Origin of the sequence: Timonella senegalensis JC301, assembly GCF_000312125.1 — a bacterium.
GTDB lineage: Bacteria > Actinomycetota > Actinomycetes > Actinomycetales > Cellulomonadaceae > Timonella > Timonella senegalensis.
In genome coordinates this window covers 516,457-531,662 of record NZ_HE978643.1, presented here as the reverse complement: position 1 = coordinate 531,662, position 15,206 = coordinate 516,457, and the positions used below count along the sequence as shown (strand labels likewise).

Annotated in this window: 13 protein-coding genes; 4 read left to right on the top strand and 9 right to left on the bottom strand. The window is 60.0% G+C overall.

All coding sequences use genetic code 11. The annotated features are described in order from the left end of the window. From HGSM_RS10320 to HGSM_RS13830, 7 genes are all read right to left on the bottom strand, one after another. Nucleotides 1-1,716: a peptidoglycan D,D-transpeptidase FtsI family protein gene (locus tag HGSM_RS10320; protein WP_019148681.1), complete on the bottom strand. Its 1,716-nt coding sequence runs from the start codon at nt 1,714-1,716 to the stop codon at nt 1-3. A 671-nt stretch (nt 1,717-2,387) separates the two neighbouring features. Further along, nucleotides 2,388-2,798, bottom strand: a complete 411-nt coding sequence (locus tag HGSM_RS10315; protein ID WP_019148679.1) for a hypothetical protein — start codon at nt 2,796-2,798, stop codon at nt 2,388-2,390. A 1-nt stretch (nt 2,799) separates the two neighbouring features. Then, nucleotides 2,800-3,804 carry a 16S rRNA (cytosine(1402)-N(4))-methyltransferase RsmH gene (gene rsmH, locus HGSM_RS10310; protein WP_019148678.1) on the bottom strand — a complete coding sequence of 335 codons (1,005 nt, stop codon included), beginning with the start codon at nt 3,802-3,804 and terminating at the stop codon, nt 2,800-2,802. 158 nt (nt 3,805-3,962) lie between these two features. Next, on the bottom strand, nt 3,963-4,397 hold the full coding sequence (gene mraZ, locus HGSM_RS10305; RefSeq protein WP_019148677.1) for a division/cell wall cluster transcriptional repressor MraZ: 435 nt from the start codon (nt 4,395-4,397) through the stop codon (nt 3,963-3,965). Nucleotides 4,398-4,963: 566 nt separating this feature from the next. Further along, nucleotides 4,964-5,359: a DUF3040 domain-containing protein gene (locus HGSM_RS10300; protein ID WP_019148676.1), complete on the bottom strand. Its 396-nt coding sequence runs from the start codon at nt 5,357-5,359 to the stop codon at nt 4,964-4,966. Between the two features lie 39 nt (nt 5,360-5,398). Continuing rightward, entirely contained in the window at nt 5,399-6,655 is a 1,257-nt protein-coding gene (gene dinB, locus HGSM_RS10295) for a DNA polymerase IV (RefSeq protein WP_019148675.1), read from the bottom strand. A gap of 87 nt (nt 6,656-6,742) precedes the next feature. After that, a complete protein-coding gene (locus HGSM_RS13830) occupies nt 6,743-7,276 on the bottom strand; it encodes an SAV_6107 family HEPN domain-containing protein (RefSeq protein ID WP_154646312.1) in 534 nt (177 codons plus the stop codon). Nucleotides 7,277-7,368: 92 nt separating this feature from the next. On the opposite strand from HGSM_RS13830, the gene HGSM_RS10285 reads away from it, so the two are divergent. Continuing rightward, nucleotides 7,369-8,304 (top strand): spermidine synthase, encoded by a 936-nt coding sequence (locus HGSM_RS10285; protein WP_019148673.1) that lies wholly within the window; start codon nt 7,369-7,371, stop codon nt 8,302-8,304. Between the two features lie 92 nt (nt 8,305-8,396). Here HGSM_RS10285 and HGSM_RS10280 read toward each other — a convergent pair whose 3' ends face one another. Continuing rightward, complete coding sequence (locus HGSM_RS10280) at nt 8,397-9,335, bottom strand: proteasome assembly chaperone family protein (protein ID WP_019148672.1); 939 nt, start codon at nt 9,333-9,335, stop codon at nt 8,397-8,399. 249 nt (nt 9,336-9,584) lie between these two features. Between HGSM_RS10280 and HGSM_RS10275 the strand changes: the two genes are divergently transcribed. The 3 genes from HGSM_RS10275 to mgrA all read left to right on the top strand — a co-directional run bounded on the left by HGSM_RS10275 (nt 9,585) and on the right by mgrA (nt 14,373). Then, complete coding sequence (locus HGSM_RS10275; RefSeq protein WP_019148671.1) at nt 9,585-11,807, top strand: HelD family protein; 2,223 nt, start codon at nt 9,585-9,587, stop codon at nt 11,805-11,807. Nucleotides 11,808-11,932: 125 nt separating this feature from the next. Continuing rightward, nucleotides 11,933-13,150 (top strand): phosphoglycerate dehydrogenase, encoded by a 1,218-nt coding sequence (gene serA / locus HGSM_RS10270; RefSeq protein WP_019148670.1) that lies wholly within the window; start codon nt 11,933-11,935, stop codon nt 13,148-13,150. 164 nt (nt 13,151-13,314) lie between these two features. Continuing rightward, nucleotides 13,315-14,373 (top strand): L-glyceraldehyde 3-phosphate reductase, encoded by a 1,059-nt coding sequence (mgrA, locus tag HGSM_RS10265; RefSeq protein ID WP_019148669.1) that lies wholly within the window; start codon nt 13,315-13,317, stop codon nt 14,371-14,373. 202 nt (nt 14,374-14,575) lie between these two features. Here mgrA and nrdR read toward each other — a convergent pair whose 3' ends face one another. Next, nucleotides 14,576-15,112, bottom strand: coding sequence for a transcriptional regulator NrdR (nrdR, locus tag HGSM_RS10260; protein WP_081581420.1), 537 nt, complete (start codon nt 15,110-15,112; stop codon nt 14,576-14,578). Nucleotides 15,113-15,206: the final 94 nt, after the last annotated feature.

Below are 15,206 nucleotides of genomic sequence, written 5' to 3'. Positions count from 1 at the left end.
CTACTTTTCCCAAGATGAAGGGAACAGGTCGGGCTTCGACGTGGAGGGTTCGATGTTCAGTCGCTGGAGCGAATATGACATGACATCCGCAAACACAGGCGCCGAAACTTCACCACCATAAATAGAAGCCTGAGGGTCTCGAATAATAACCGACACCACGAGCTGCGGATCTTCAACAGGAGCGACACCAATGAACGACGCAACAAACGAGGAGAGTTTCCCATCGGCGCCTGCTGCCTGCGCAGTACCCGTTTTGCCGGCTACCCGGTAGCCCTTGACAGCACCCGTCTTACCCGAGCCCTCAACCACAACGGACTCCATCATCTTGAGCACCTTGTCAGCAGTGTTCTTCGAGACGACGGTCTTGGTGTCGGACTTCTGCGACTCGGTGTAGACCCCATTGGTGTCGGTTGTCCCCTTGACCAGGTGAGGCTGGCACATCTGCCCTTCATTCGCGATGACCGCGAAGGCGTTGGTTGCCTGGAGTGCATTCGCTGCAACACCCTGACCGAACAGAACGCCATACTGCGTACGCCCGTCCCAGTCCTCAACCGAGTGCAGGATTCCTCGAGACTCTCCCCCGAGTTCGATTCCGGTCTTTTCACCAAAACCAAACTTCTTCAGGTAGTCATAGCGAACCTGCTTGGGCAGCAACTCTCCGACTTGGACGGTTCCCGTGTTAGACGAGTCCGACAAAATTCCAGTCAGCGTCATGGGCTGGGTCGGGTGCATGTGAGAGTCCTGGAACACCTCGCCGTTCGAGGTGGTGTATCGGTATGGCACAGTGAACTTCGATAGTGGCGTAGCCTTCCCCGTTTCGATTGCGGCTGCCATGGTGATGATCTTCGCGGTCGAACCAGGCTCGAACACATCCTGGACAGCGCCAATACGGCCCGTCGTAGCAGTGTTTCCGTCCTGAGTAGTACTACGGTCTGCAAGCGCGAGGATCTCGCAGGTCTTGATGTCCTGGACAATCACTGTCCCCGCAGAAGCTCCCACCTTTTTGATCCTGTCATCCAAAGCGGCCTCCGCGTGCCACTGGATGTCGGTATCGAGGCTGGTAGTGATATCAGTCCCCGACACGGCCTCCTGCGTTGTCACCTCGCCAGACGGAAGAATATAGCCATCAAGCGAGCGTTCAAACGTGGTCTTTCCGTCCTTGCCTTGAAGGAGGTCATCAAGCGAGTACTCGAGACCCGACAAGCCCTTCTCCGTGCCAGCGATGCCGATAATGTTCTTGGCGGTATCCCCCGACGGGTAGACCCTCTTGCTCAGAGTCTCCTTGAAGATTCCCGTTATTCGGAGTTCTTTGATCGCGTCCCAAGTCTCCGACGGCACGTCCTTTGCAATGACCACGTACTGGTTGAACTTCTCCTGCTCAGGAGACTTTGTCAGGAGCTGCGCAAGTTCGTCCTCGTCAACATTGATGACGGGCGCGAGAAGCTCGGCAGCATATGCCGGACCCTCACCAATGACGTCACCATTCTTGTCCTTGACCTTCCAAGCGTCGAGGAGCTTCTGGTCTCCATACACTTTGTACCGGGTCACAGACTTGGCGAGCGCTTGCCCATTGCGGTCGGTTATGTCGCCACGGGAGGCGGGCAGGACCTCGGTTGTGGTCCGGAGCGCCTTAGCCTTGGCTGCCAGTTCCGATCCCTGGACAATTTGAACCTGCGCAAGTCGCGCCGCAAACAGGGTCGTAATAAGTAGGAACACGCCTGAAATCGCAATAATTCGCTTGCGTGAGAACTGGAACCCAATTGGACCAGCGTTACGTTTTTTGGCTCGCTCCTGACGGCGGCGCTCACGTTCCCTATCCGCCTGTGCCTTTTCTAGGAGGCGCTGGCGCGACTGAGCAGCGGATGATCCTGCTGGACGTGACGTACCCTCTACGGCGCGAGGACGGGCATCATCCGTTCGACGAACACGTACTTGATCCCGCTGCGACTGGCTGCGTGGAGCCCCAGAACCCGGGTTTTGGGAGCGAGTAGCTGGAGCCCTGTTGGACTTGGCGCCTGCGGACGGCCCACGCTCAGGATGAGATTGCGGGTTTCGAGCACGGCCCTGACCCGCGGCTGTAGAACGCGATGTGGCGTTCTGGCGGGGCGTACCTGGGCCTGCGGCCTGCCCACGCTTCGAAGACGCTCCTGAGCCCCGAGTTGCAGAAGTGCCACCCGGGACTGGGCGTGAGCCTTGGGCCGGTCGATCTGATCGGGAACGCGCGCTAGAGGCCGAGGAGAACCCTGGCTGTCCAGGAGTTGCTCCTCGACCCACGTTTGAGTTCCATGACTGGCCTGAACTGGAGCGTGAGGCGCCTTGACGGGCTGAGTCGCCCGGACGCGAACGGTTCTGCCCCCGGCGGTTATCCTCAGTCAATGGTCCGTGCCTTAATTGCTCGTGGTGTCCCGATTAATCTTCGATGAGTCTATGTGAAGCACTTCGGGATTTACCATCTGCTTCATTCCGAGTCGCTCAGCCTTCACAGCGAGATTCTCGGGAGTTGACACGTCCGCAAGACGCTCGGTCAGCTGTTCCGTGGTCAGGACCTCGGCGGATAGCTGCTTTGTGAGAGCAGAACGCTGGTAAGCACCATCCGCAAGCTCGGTGTTCATGACAAGGACAGCCAGTACGGAGCACACCAGAAGGGTGATGCACAGGTACACGACACCGGCAATCGGACGCTCAGTGGACGGAGCCGTGATGAGCTTGAGCTTCGGCTTGGATGCCGTTGTCGGGAGCGCCCGCTCGTGCGGACGTACTGGCAGCGCGCGGGCTGCACTTGACTGAAGCGCGCTCATGTCACTTCTCCTTCCTGTTACGCATGTGTTCTGGTGTTGGTCGCAGGCGTTCCACCGCACGCAAACGTACGGAGGCTGAGCGTGGGTTCAGTTCCAGCTCGGCCTCGTCAGCCTTTTCCGCGCCACGAGTAATCGCCTTCAGGTATGGGCGGTGAGTCTCTGGCTCAACCGGCCACTCAGGCGGTGCACTCGAGTTGATTCCGCGCGCAAACTCGCGTTTGGTCGCGCGGTCCTCAAGTGAGTGGTAAGACTCCACCACGAGGCGTCCTCCAATAGCGAGGGAGTTCACTGCGGCGGGAAGCGCCCGCTCGAGCACTTCGAGCTCGCCGTTCACTTCAATGCGCAACGCTTGGAAGGTCCGCTTGGCAGGGTTTCCACCCGAGGTTCGCTTAGCGGCCGGGATACACGCACGTACGAGGTCAACCAGATCAGCCGAGCGCTCCCACGGTCGATCCGCACGCTTCGCCACAATCGAACGCGCAATCTTTGAGGCAAACCGCTCTTCGCCGTACTCTCGCAGGATTCGAGTGAGCTCGCCTTCGGTGTAGGTGTTCAGAACGTCTGCCGCAGTAAGGTCAGCCGTGGTGTCCATGCGCATGTCCAACGGCGCGTCATGCGCGTAGGAGAAGCCTCGCTCGGTCTCGTCAATCTGGAGCGAGGAGACACCAAGGTCCATCAGAATTCCTTGAACCCCGTTGAGCCCCTGGTCCGCAATGACCTCTTCGATCTGGTCGTAGGTTGCGTGAACTGGAACGAAACGGTCACCGAACTCGCTGAGGCGTTCTCCTGCAAGCTTAAGTGCCTGGGGATCACGGTCAATTCCGATAGCGGTCACATGCGGAAATGCCTTAAGCACTCCCTGTGTGTGTCCACCCATGCCTAGAGTGCAGTCCACATACACCGCACCCTCCGCGCTCAGCCCAGGAGCAAGGAGGTCAATGCACCGCTGCAGGAGCACTGGGACGTGCTTGCGCGATGCTTCGGAGTTGTCCGTGAACTCGTCCATCGATCTCCTCAATTCGTCTGGCTAAATGCGATCTTTCTTCGCACGTGGGGGTGCTGACAAACTCTCTTCGATTCGGTCTCGGGTCTCCCACCGCCGAGGTCTGACATCGGGGAAGTGATGTCAGAGTCGCGGGAGGAGGCCCGAAACCGCTCGAAGTATCAGAAGTGCAGGTCCGGGAAGATTTGCTCGGCCGTCTCGGAGTATCCGGCTTCGCGTTCCGCGAAGTAGGTGTCCCACGTTGCGGCATCCCAAATCTCTACTCGAGACCCAGCTCCGATGACCGCAATATCGCGGTCAAGACCTGCGTAGGTACGCAGTGGCGCCGGGATTGAGATACGTCCCTGCTTGTCTGGAACTTCGTCACTCGCACCGGAGAGAAAGACACGCATGTAGTCACGCGCCTGACTTGAGGTGACGGGGGCCTGCCGCAGGTGTTCGTACATCCGGCGAAACTCATCGAGTGGAAGAAGGAAGAGGCATCGGTCTTGCCCACGCGTAAGGACCAAACCAGGAGCGAACTGGTTGCGGAACTTCGCGGGCAAGATGAGACGACCCTTCTCGTCCAGCCGTGGCTTGTAGGTCCCCAAGAACAAGCTGGGGATACCGCCAAGTAATTCCTGCATGGGTAACCCCCTCTCGCTCCGAGTACCTCCACGTTACTCCACTTCCCACCACAAACTGGGCAGGTTTGGCGAGTTTCACCTCCATTTTCCGCAAACTTGCAGGTCAAGGCGGTGGAGTGATGTGGAGGGATTTTCGGCGTTTCCTGTGAATCCCCTCCACATGCACCGCTCCTGCGAGGCGGATCACACAGAAGGGCCGTCCAGAAATGGCGAGATTATGCGGTTCTTGCGCGCGGACGAGAGCACCACACCCAACTCGCCTTATCGGTGGAGGGAAGTGGAGAGCTGGGTAGAGGCTCTGATTGGCAACCTGGCAACGAGCACGCGAGCGACGGGCCGAAGTTAGGGCGAATAACTAGGGCGAAAGGTTGGTACCCAGAGGCAGAGTGGGGCCAAGTGGAGCCCAGGGCGTTCCTCAAGGAGTGTCCGGACACAAAAAGTAGGGACGCCGGTCAATGACCGACGTCCCTACGAAGTCCTGCGCCGTTGCGAGCAACTCATTGCTTACACAGTTATGCAGTCACACCTTGTGGCAGTTATAGATCTCCCGAAGAGCGGTTTTCCCAACGTTCTTCCATGCGCTGCATGAAACTACCGCCGGAGCGATGGTGCTTCTTTGCTGCAGCTGGCGCCCCAGCTCGAGGGTCACCAGGAATCACATGCAGGTCGTGCTTCTTCTTCGAGCCTGACGCCGCAAAAACCACAGCAAGAAACATGATTGCGAAACCGATTACACCTACCCACGCCTTGGAGTTCGCTACCCCAATAACTAGGAGCAGGATCCCAATAGCAACGCCGACAATTCCAGCAACGATGCGGCCCATCGAGGCACCACGGCTACCTGTCATTGTGGTAGCGAGCTTTGGGTCTTGCGAGGAGAGGTCGCGCTCGAGTTGCTCGAGTATCCTCTGCTCATGCTCGGACAGTGGCATTTTTCTTACCCCCGAGTTCAAATAGGGCCTTGTCTTATGTCAAGGATAGTTGCTGACACGCATACTTGAAAGTCGTGCAGGTCTCTGCGCCGCGCGATTTATCGCGCCTTGCCCAAACTTAGCTCGAATCTCATCCATAACCTTCTCGGACTCGCTCATTGCCACGGCGGCACCTGCAATAGCGTCTTCGAGTGTGTCTTGGACTGGGTTCATGTCGGCAGATTCCAAGTTCTCTGCGCGCACACCCAAAAGCCTTACAGCCTTATGACGTGGGAGCGCGAGGAAAAGTTCCCGCACGGTCTGATAGATCACGGAGGTGGTGTCGGTTGCGGAGGGCAACGTCACTGACCTGGCAACCGTTACAAAGTCCGCATCCCTGACTTTGATTGCGACGGTCTTTGCAACCAGTCCCCTAGATCTCAACCGTGAGCCGCACTCATCGGCAAGGCTAAGCAGCTTTTCTAGGAGTACGTCCGTATCAGTTTGATCTTTGAAGAACGTTGACTCGGAGCCGATGCTCTTTTCTACTCGTTCGTGTTCGATCGCACGCGAGTCTTTACCCCACGCAAGCGCATGAAGGTGTCTGGCTCCAGCACGCCCGACCATGCGCTCCAAGGTTGCGATGTCAGCATGAGCTACCTGTTCGACACTCGTAATCCCCCACTGCCCCAAGCGTTCCTGAGTCTTTGCCCCAACACCCCACAGTGCACCCACGGGAAGCATGTGTAGAAACTCAGTGGTGGCAGCGTCGGGCACGAGCATGAGCCCATTCGGCTTTGACTGCGTGGAGGCAAGCTTGGCCACGAACTTGTTACGGGCAATACCCACGGAGCAGGTTACGCCAAAGGCCTCGAAGACCTGCTCGCGGATCATCGATCCGATGTCCAATGCGCTTCCGAGCCTTCTGCGGGAACCGGAGATATCTAGGAACGCTTCGTCAACGCTGACCTGCTCCATCTCGGGCGTCACCGCGGCAAGGATTTCCATCACGCCGCGCGACACGCGCCGGTATTCGTGGTGATCTGGCTGAACGAAGATGGCTTTGGGAGCGAGCGCTCTTGCGCGCACGACAGGCATCGCAGAGCGAACTCCGAACTCCCGTGCCTCGTATGTCGCGGCAAGGACGACGGACCGCTCCCCACCGCCCACGACAACAGGTAGGCCCCTGAGTTCCGGATGCCTTGCGACCTCGACAGAGGCAAAGAAGGCGTCCATGTCGACGTGCATGAACGGGCAGCCGGTATCGTCGCTCCCCCAGTCACGGCGAGCCTGACTCAGGCGCGGTGCGTTACTCATCGCTCCGCCTCCTTTCGCACGACCGATCGTGTTTTTCTAGCACTCCAATGCCTCGACTTCTCGAGCGGGAGGAACTGCAGGTGGACTCTATGCCACTCGATCGTACGACAGGCTGAAGTTTGTCAGCGGATCGATTCCGAAGGACTGCAGAACCTTGACCCGGAACTCCCGCGTTTGGTTGAGCCAGTACTCTGAGTCACTCCGGGAAATGGTGTCGAGCCGTCCAGACTCCATTGCAGCCCGGACCTGAGCGCCCTCCTCGAAGATTACCGCCCAGAGCGCCAGCTCCGGTGCTACCCGGGCAAACCGCTCCCAGAAGCCTTCCACGCGGCGGACCCGTTTGGCTCCGACAACGGACTCAACAACGGCGCCAGCAAGCCGCAAGGCGGCGAAGTGCGCGTGGCTGAACCGGTCGAACCCATCGGACGCCGTGAGGGCGAGACCAAGTTGAGTATCCGCGCTCTTGATGTACTTCACCGCATTGGGCACGAGCTCGTACGCACTCACATCCGTGCGACCTAGCGCGCTCGTGGCGGCCACAGCCGCGACAGGACGGGTGTCAACCCGCGCTTCCATTCCGGGAACGGCCAGCGCATTGCGAACCATTGATTGTGTACTCATCAGTGTCACCTCCGTCGGTCAATCCATCTTCGAACATTTGTTCGAAGATGTCAATGGATAAGCAACCACGCTATTGCGGTTAGGCTTGAAACATGGCCGCTCGATCATCACGTTCATCATCCCGCGCCCCTCTGACATCCACGGGTGACACCATCCCCGAGGCACCCATCACCACCGCATTCACAACCATTCGCTTGGAGAAGGACCGGGACAACCCGCGGAGAATCACGGTCTACCTCGACGAAGCACCGAGCTCGTTCATCGACCTTGACGACCCACTCAACGTGGGGTTCGAGTACATGAGCATTTTCCTTACGTTCATCGAGCAACTCCCCGAGGGCCCCATTTCCGTGGCTCACCTCGGTGCTGCTGGCTCCACCATGGCTCGCGCCGTCGCGCATGTGAGGCCGGGGTCCCGCCAGATCGGAGTGGATATCGACGGGGAACTGATCGACCAAGCGCGCTTGTGGTTTGATCTGCCACGTTCTCCTCACCTCAAGCTGCGAGCGGGTGACGCCCGAAAGGAACTCGCCACTCTGCGCGACTCGAGCCAAGATGTCATCATTAGGGACGTGTTTGCGGATGCGCGAACCCCCGAGCACCTCGCCACCCACGAATTCACGGAGCTCGTCCTGTCCAAGCTCAAGCCAGGTGGCCTCTACCTGGTGAACTGCGCAGACAAGCCCCCGCTACCGATCGCGCGCCAAGAGGTCGCGACCCTTCTAAGCGCTGCCGCCGCATTCGACGCGCGATCCGAGCACACGATCTCTTCCGAAGTCGCTTACGCCGCGGAAACTGCGATCGTCAAGGGCCGGCGATTTGGCAATTTGGTCCTTGTGATCGCCCGGGGGGCTCAGGACGATCAGGCTGGCTCCGCGTTTGATATCGAGTCAGCAATGCTCGCTCGCGCGCTACGCACGCTCGCGATCCCCGCTCACATATTGATTGGCGACGATGTCCGCCAGTTCGCGAGGACTTCGAACGTCCTGCGCGACTCGGCTCCCGAAACCCAGCCGCACGTTTCATAGTCCTGAGGGCCGTGGGACCTCTACCCGCAACCTCTTACTGGCGGCAAAAATGCGGCACTCTGCCCGCAAGGCCAGGGTGCCGATAGCGCCGACTACTCTGCGTCGGGCATTCCTGGCTGCTGGGAGAGGAACTGTTCGAACTCCGCACCAAGTTCCTCAGCGGTTGGGATGCGCGTGGTCTGCGCTAGTAGGGACTCCTGTGGGTGCGCTGACACGAACGCGTCGTACTGATTTTCCAGACCCTTGACCATTTCCGCGACTTCGGCCGAGTTCTCTACCTGTCGGTCGACCTCTGCCACGGCCTCGCGTGCGTCCTCGACGAGGTCCTCGGTGGCGAACGAGAGGCCGGTGATTCCCTCGACCTTGGTCAAGCCGACGATCGCGGCCGGGGCGTACTGCGACTGCGCGAGATAGTGGGGCACTTGCACGGCCACGCCTATAGCGTCACGCTCACTCTCACCGAGACGGTACTCGATCAGGTTGGACACGGACGCGGGCACTGTCATGCTGCCCATCCAGTCCTTAACCTCGTCGAGCAACCCTTCACGGCTTGCGTGCAGAACCGTGCCCTGAGGGCGCGTGTGAGGTACACCCATGGGAATCCCATACATGCCGACAGACAACGACACGTTGAAGTCGTTGATGAGCCCAATCACCGCTGCAACAAAACTGTCCCAGTAGCGGTCGGGTTCATTTCCGTGGAGAAGAAGATAGTTCGCGCCATCGGCGTCTTCGAGGAGATCGAGCACTATGTGGGGCCCATCGTACCGACCCCAGCGGGTACGTTCGAACAGCATCGTTGGGCGCTTTGCGTGATAGTCAACGAGCCTGTCGTGGTCGAATGTGGCCACCCGCACGGGGTTTCCAGTGGCGAGGAGGTGCTCTACTGCGAGCTCTCCCATGTGGCCCGCGTCGATGAAGCCCTTGAGGGAATTGACGAGTACGGGTCCAATTTCGCGCGCTTGGGAGCGCGCACGCAGTCCGTCAACTACGGGTTCGTTGAGCTCGTAAAGATCACGAGGGTCAAGCATTAGGGGTTCCTCCAAGGTGTTGCGTTCTGTCTTGTCTAACCACTCATCGCCGCAGATTGTTCCCTCATAACCAGAGTAATCGTCCTCGCCAGCTCACGACCCCATACATCCGGACAGGCCCCACCAAACCCAGCTACCCTCCTCCGCATCACACGCCATGGACAGAGGGTCCCACCAGCCGGATTGGAGGTGCGTATCATCCACTTTTCGGGGGATAATAGACGGCCCGCTTTTATCGTTTGAACAGGAATGCGTGTGTCTGAGCAGAATCTCGATCTGGTCCATGAGCAAGAGCGACTGGACGTTGTCTATGCGCGACTCGATGAAATGCGCCAAACGGCGAGAAACCGTCTTGCCGCCATTCGTCGGGCTGGCCCATCGGGCTCTCCGCAGAACCGCAGCGAGCGGGACTCCTTCGCAACCCTCTACGAGGATCGCATCGCGCTGCTCGAAGCGGTCGAGGACCGCCTCGTGTTTGGCCGACTGGACTTCGATGAGGGATCTGAAAGATACATCGGCCGCATCGGGCTCAACGACACCGAGCAGGTTTCGCTCCTGACCGACTGGCGCGCGCCGGCAGCACAGCCTTTCTACCGAGCGACGTCCGCCAACCGCGACAGCGTTAAGCGCCGCCGCCACCTCGTCACGCAGATGCGCAAGGTCACCGGTGTCGAAGACGAAATACTTGACTTGACGCTCCCCCAGTCCGAAGTGGAGGAACTCAACCTCTCCGGTGAAGGTGCGCTGCTGGCTTCGCTATCCGCTGGGCGCACCGGGAAGATGCATGACATCGTTGCCACCATTCAGGCGGAGCAGGACGAGATCATCCGAGCACCGCTGAACGGCGCGCTCGTGGTTCAGGGCGGCCCTGGCACCGGGAAGACTGCCGTGGCACTGCACCGCGCCGCGTATCTCCTCTACGCCCATAGGCGCGTTCTCGAACGCTCGGGTGTTCTCCTCGTCGGCCCTAGCTCTTCCTTCCTTCGCTACATCGATCAGGTTCTGCCATCGCTCGGTGAAACGGGCGTCGTGTCGACCACGCTTGCCTCGCTCCTACCGGATATCACCGCCACAGCAACCGATGACCCGGCCGTACAGCGACTCAAGGGCGACCCTCGGTTTGCCACATTCATCAAACGTGCAGTCAAGGCGCGTGAGCGTGTTCCTTCGGCGGACCAGACGGTCCGCATCGACGGGCACGACCTCGTCATCCGGAGGCGCGACATCCGCGATGCGATGTTCCGCGCGCGCCGTACGAACAAGCCACACAACTTGGCCCGCAAGACCTTTGTCAAGGACATGCTGTCCAAGCTTGCGGCCCAGTACGTTGCGGACATGCCGTACGAGGTTGCGCCCGAGGACCGCAGCGAGATCATCGACGAGATTCGCCTCAACCGTGAGGTTCGCGTAGCTCTCAATATTGCGTGGTTCCCGATCACCCCGATGAAGCTTGTTGAGGATCTGTTTGCCAAGCCGCACCGCCTCGCGCAGGCCGCTCCTGAGTTGACCGCAAGCGAACGCGCGCTGCTCGCCCGAGAGGCAGGCTCCCCGTGGACCGATTCCGACATCCCGATCCTTGACGAGGCCTTCGAAATGCTTGGTGAGGATGACAGCGCCGCCCACGCCGAGGCGCAGCGCGCACAGAAGGCGCACGCGCAGGCCCTCGAATATGCTCGCCAGGTTCTCGAGAGTTCGGGCGGAGACTCGATCGTCGGCGCGGACGTTTTGGCGGGCCGTTTTGTGGACTCTGGCCCAACGCTCACCACAGCAGAACGCGCGTCCCGCGACCGCACCTGGACGTACGCACACGTGATCGTCGACGAGGCCCAGGAACTCTCGCCCATGGCGTGGCGTATGCTCGTGCGCCGCTGCCCTACTCGCTCGTTTACGATCGTGGGCGACGTCGCGCAAACCTCGAATCCGGCTGGTGCGACGTCGTGGTCTCGCATGCTTGCCCCGATTTTCCGCGACCAACGGCAGATCCGCGAACTCACCATCAACTACCGCACGCCCTCCACGATTGCGGATGCCGCGATCGCGTTCGCTCGCGCGAACTCGCTTCCGGTCTCTCCGCTTACCTCAGCTCGCGACGCAGCCGACTCGCTGCGTTACGTGCCAACGGACCGGACCACAATCGTCGAAAATATGACACAGCAAATTACCGACGATATTGGCGCGTTTGTGTCCGCCGGTACCGGCCGCGTCGCGGTCGTGGCGCCACCAGAACTCCTGACGGAGCTCGAAGCCGCACTCCCAGCGCAGTTGCGCGAGCAGCTAACAGGACCAGACCCCATCGTCTCTCTGGTCACGCCCGTACAGGCGAAGGGCCTCGAGTACGACGCTGTGATTGTGGGGCTCCCGAACGAGATCGTTCGGAGCATCAATGGCGTTTCAGACCTGTTCGTGGCGATGACCCGAGCGACCCAGCGGCTCACGATGTTCCACACGACCGGCCTACCGGCAGGGCTGTGACCGTGCGGCGCGCGAACAACTGCGCGCCACACGCGCTGTGAAATCGGATAAGTCAGGCGCTTAACTCGCGTCCGAGGGTCAAGATTCATTTTGAGAATGCGGTACCGCGGGTGGACGATAGGGGGGTGTTGAAGGCGCTGCTCCTAGAAAATGTCCACCCGCTATCCGTTGAGATCCTTGCCGCAAACGGTGTCGAAGTTGTGACCCGTTCCGGCGCACTCGACGAAGAAGAGTTGATCGAGGCCCTCAAGGGCGTACATCTCCTCGGCATCCGATCCAAGACCCAGGTCACCGCAAAGGTTCTCGAGTCCGCTAAGGACCTCGTGGCCATCGGTGCATTCTGCATCGGAACCAACCAGATTGACCTTAAGTCGGCCGCCCTGCAGGGCGTTGCCGTATTTAACGCGCCATTCTCGAACACCCGCTCGGTAGTTGAACTGGCAATCGGTGAGATCATCTCCCTGACCCGCCGCCTGACCGAGCGCGACAAGGCATTGCACAACGGCATCTGGGACAAGACCGCAGAGGGATCGCACGAGGTCCGAGGCAAGACGCTCGGAATCATCGGCTACGGAAACATCGGAACCCAGCTATCCGTGCTCGCTGAGAACCTTGGCATGAGCGTCGTCTTCTACGACACTGCCGAGAAGCTTGCACTCGGAAATGCCCAGCGCCTCACCTCGATGGACGAGTTGCTCAAGGTGTCCGACATCGTGACGATTCACGTTGATGGACGCCCAGGCAACGCCGGCCTCTTTGGTGAGTCCGAGTTCTCCAAGATGAAGCCTGGCGCGATCTTCCTGAACCTGTCGCGTGGGTTCGTCATGGACAACTCCGCACTGCGCTCCGCAATCCTTTCCGGCCACATCTCGGGCGCGGCAGTGGACGTGTTCCCTGTAGAGCCAAAGAAACGCGGCGACCAGTTCGAATCCGAGCTTCGCGGTCTGCCTAACGTCATCCTCACCCCACACGTGGGTGGATCCACCCTTGAGGCGCAGGAGTCCATCGGAGAGTTCGTTGCGAACAAGATGAAGGACTACATCCGCACCGGAACTACGACCCTCTCGGTTAACTTGCCTAACCTCGCACTCGAGTCGACCACCGGAATCACGCGTATCGCGTTCCTACACCGCAACACCCCGGGTGTACTCGCTGCCGTCAACAACACCCTTGCGGCGTTCGGCACGAACATCGAAGGCCAGCTGCTGGCAACCCGCGGCGAAATCGGTTATGTAGTCACCGACACCGACTCGTCCGTGGACATCGAGGCTCTTGAGGCTCTCAAGTCGATGGACCAGTACATCCGCATCCGCGTCATGCCACCGGCTGCACCAAAGAACTGATAACTCGGCCCCTGTGTCGATACCGCCGGAGGCGGCACCCGAACTACTGTTTGGGTGCCGCCTCCGGCTTTTTGGCGTATCGCTGTACCATCTCGCTCTGTTTGGTGGCGACACCTTTGGAGCAAAGGCCACCCAATCGCGGGCAAGTTCGCTACGGTTAAGTCATGCACTCACCGAACCTGAGCCGCTATGACGACTCACCACAGAACGTGCCCTACCGACGCGTAGGACGCAGCGGACTGCAACTCCCGGTCATCTCGCTGGGGCTCTGGCAGAACTTTGGCGAGGCCTCTCCCCTCGCCGCCCAAAAGGACCTCGTGCTGCGTGCCTTCGACCGCGGTGTCACCCACTTCGACCTCGCAAACAACTACGGGCCGCCTCCCGGCAGCGCAGAGAAGAGCTTCGGGGAAATCCTGCGCACGGACCTGCGCGGGTACCGTGACGAACTCGTGGTCTCAACCAAGGCCGGCTACAACATGTGGCCCGGCCCCTACGGTGAGGGCGGCTCGCGCAAGTACCTACTCAGTTCACTCGACCAGTCGCTGAACCGACTCGGGCTGGACTATGTAGACATTTTCTACTCCCACAGGTTCGACCCCGAGACTCCGCTCGAGGAGACCATGGGTGCGCTGAAGACAGCCGTGGACAGCGGAAGAGCGCTGTACGCGGGAATCTCGTCCTACTCCGCGTCCCGCACCCTCGAGGCCTTCGAGGTCGCACGAGGAATTGGGCTCAACCTGCTGATCCACCAGCCGTCGTACTCGCTCCTTAACAGATGGATCGAGGAGCCTGACGCCTCTGGGATGTCCCTCACGGACGTCTGCGCACAGGAAGAGCTAGGCGTCATTGGGTTCTCTCCCCTAGCTCAAGGCCTCCTCACGTCGAAGTACCTGACAGGGCAGATCCCAGCGGGTTCACGCGCCTCAGCGGATGGCTCGTTCAAGAAGGAGTATGTAAGCGAGGAGAACGTGGCAGCGCTGCGCGTGCTCAATGAAATCGCTTCGGCGCGAGGGCAGTCACTCGCCCAAATGGCCATCTCGTGGTCTCTGCGCGATGAGGTTGTCACCTCGGTTGTCGTGGGGGCTCGCACCACTGAGCAACTCGACGAAAACCTCGACGCTGCACGTTCCCTCACTTTCACCCCAGAGGAGCTCAAGGCAATCGATGCAGCCTGCGTCGACGGCGGGCTCAACCTCTGGGCCTCGAGGTCCAGTGACCTCTAACTGCGCGCCTGATCCAGGCTCAGTAGTACTGGACTAGTGCTGCACCAGCGGCCCTGCGCAAGCTGGCAAATATGGAGCACGAAGGTGTCGAAATACGCGTGTGGCGGGCGATATCAGTGATATCGCCCGCCACACGCGTTACATCATTCAAGTAATCTCGGCAGCCCGGTAGCACAGCAGGCTACGGCGCTCAGGCTCGACTCTAGTCCTCCACCGGACCGGCGAACTCACCCTCGGGGGACGCGGACTGCACGACTGCGGCACCCTCGGCGGCCACCTTCGTGGCATGCTCCTCGCGTTCCTTGCGCAACAACTCGATCGCTTCCTCGAAGTCCTCAAGTGAGTCAAACGCTTGGTAGACGCTTGCGAAGCGGAGATAAGCAACCTCGTCGAGTTCCCTTAGCGGGCCGAGGATCGATAGGCCGACCTCGTACGCCTCAAGCTCAGCGATTCCCATCGAGCGGATGTTTTCCTCGACCTGCTGCGCGAGCACGGCCAAGTCGTCGTCAGAAACGGGGCGCCCCTGGCATGCCTTACGCACACCGTTGATGACCTTGGTGCGAGAGAAGGGCTCCGTGACTCCTGAGCGCTTGACCACGGAAAGTGACGCGGTCTCCACGGTTGTGAATCGCTTCATGCACTTGGGGCACTGACGCCTACGACGGATCGCTGACCCGTCCTCTGAAGTACGGGAATCAACTACCCGCGAATCAGGGTGCCTGCAAAATGGACAGTGCACACGTTCTCCCAACCTAGATGCCTACCCAGCCACTTTACCGTTTGCGTTCAACAATGACCGCATAGGGCGCGTGCAACTAGTACGGGGTGGGTCA

What these genes read in the sequence shown, in the direction of transcription:
- mgrA (WP_019148669.1), top strand. Translation starts at nt 13,315, where the DNA reads ATGCACTCACCGAACCTGAGCCGCTATGACGACTCACCACAGAACGTG.
- HGSM_RS10275 (WP_019148671.1), top strand. Translation starts at nt 9,585, where the DNA reads ATGCGTGTGTCTGAGCAGAATCTCGATCTGGTCCATGAGCAAGAGCGA.
- HGSM_RS10300 (WP_019148676.1), bottom strand. Translation starts at nt 5,359, where the DNA reads ATGCCACTGTCCGAGCATGAGCAGAGGATACTCGAGCAACTCGAGCGC.
- HGSM_RS13830 (WP_154646312.1), bottom strand. Translation starts at nt 7,276, where the DNA reads ATGAGTACACAATCAATGGTTCGCAATGCGCTGGCCGTTCCCGGAATG.
- HGSM_RS10285 (WP_019148673.1), top strand. Translation starts at nt 7,369, where the DNA reads ATGGCCGCTCGATCATCACGTTCATCATCCCGCGCCCCTCTGACATCC.
- rsmH (WP_019148678.1), bottom strand. Translation starts at nt 3,804, where the DNA reads ATGGACGAGTTCACGGACAACTCCGAAGCATCGCGCAAGCACGTCCCA.
- HGSM_RS10280 (WP_019148672.1), bottom strand. Translation starts at nt 9,335, where the DNA reads ATGCTTGACCCTCGTGATCTTTACGAGCTCAACGAACCCGTAGTTGAC.
- HGSM_RS10315 (WP_019148679.1), bottom strand. Translation starts at nt 2,798, where the DNA reads ATGAGCGCGCTTCAGTCAAGTGCAGCCCGCGCGCTGCCAGTACGTCCG.
- dinB (WP_019148675.1), bottom strand. Translation starts at nt 6,655, where the DNA reads ATGAGTAACGCACCGCGCCTGAGTCAGGCTCGCCGTGACTGGGGGAGC.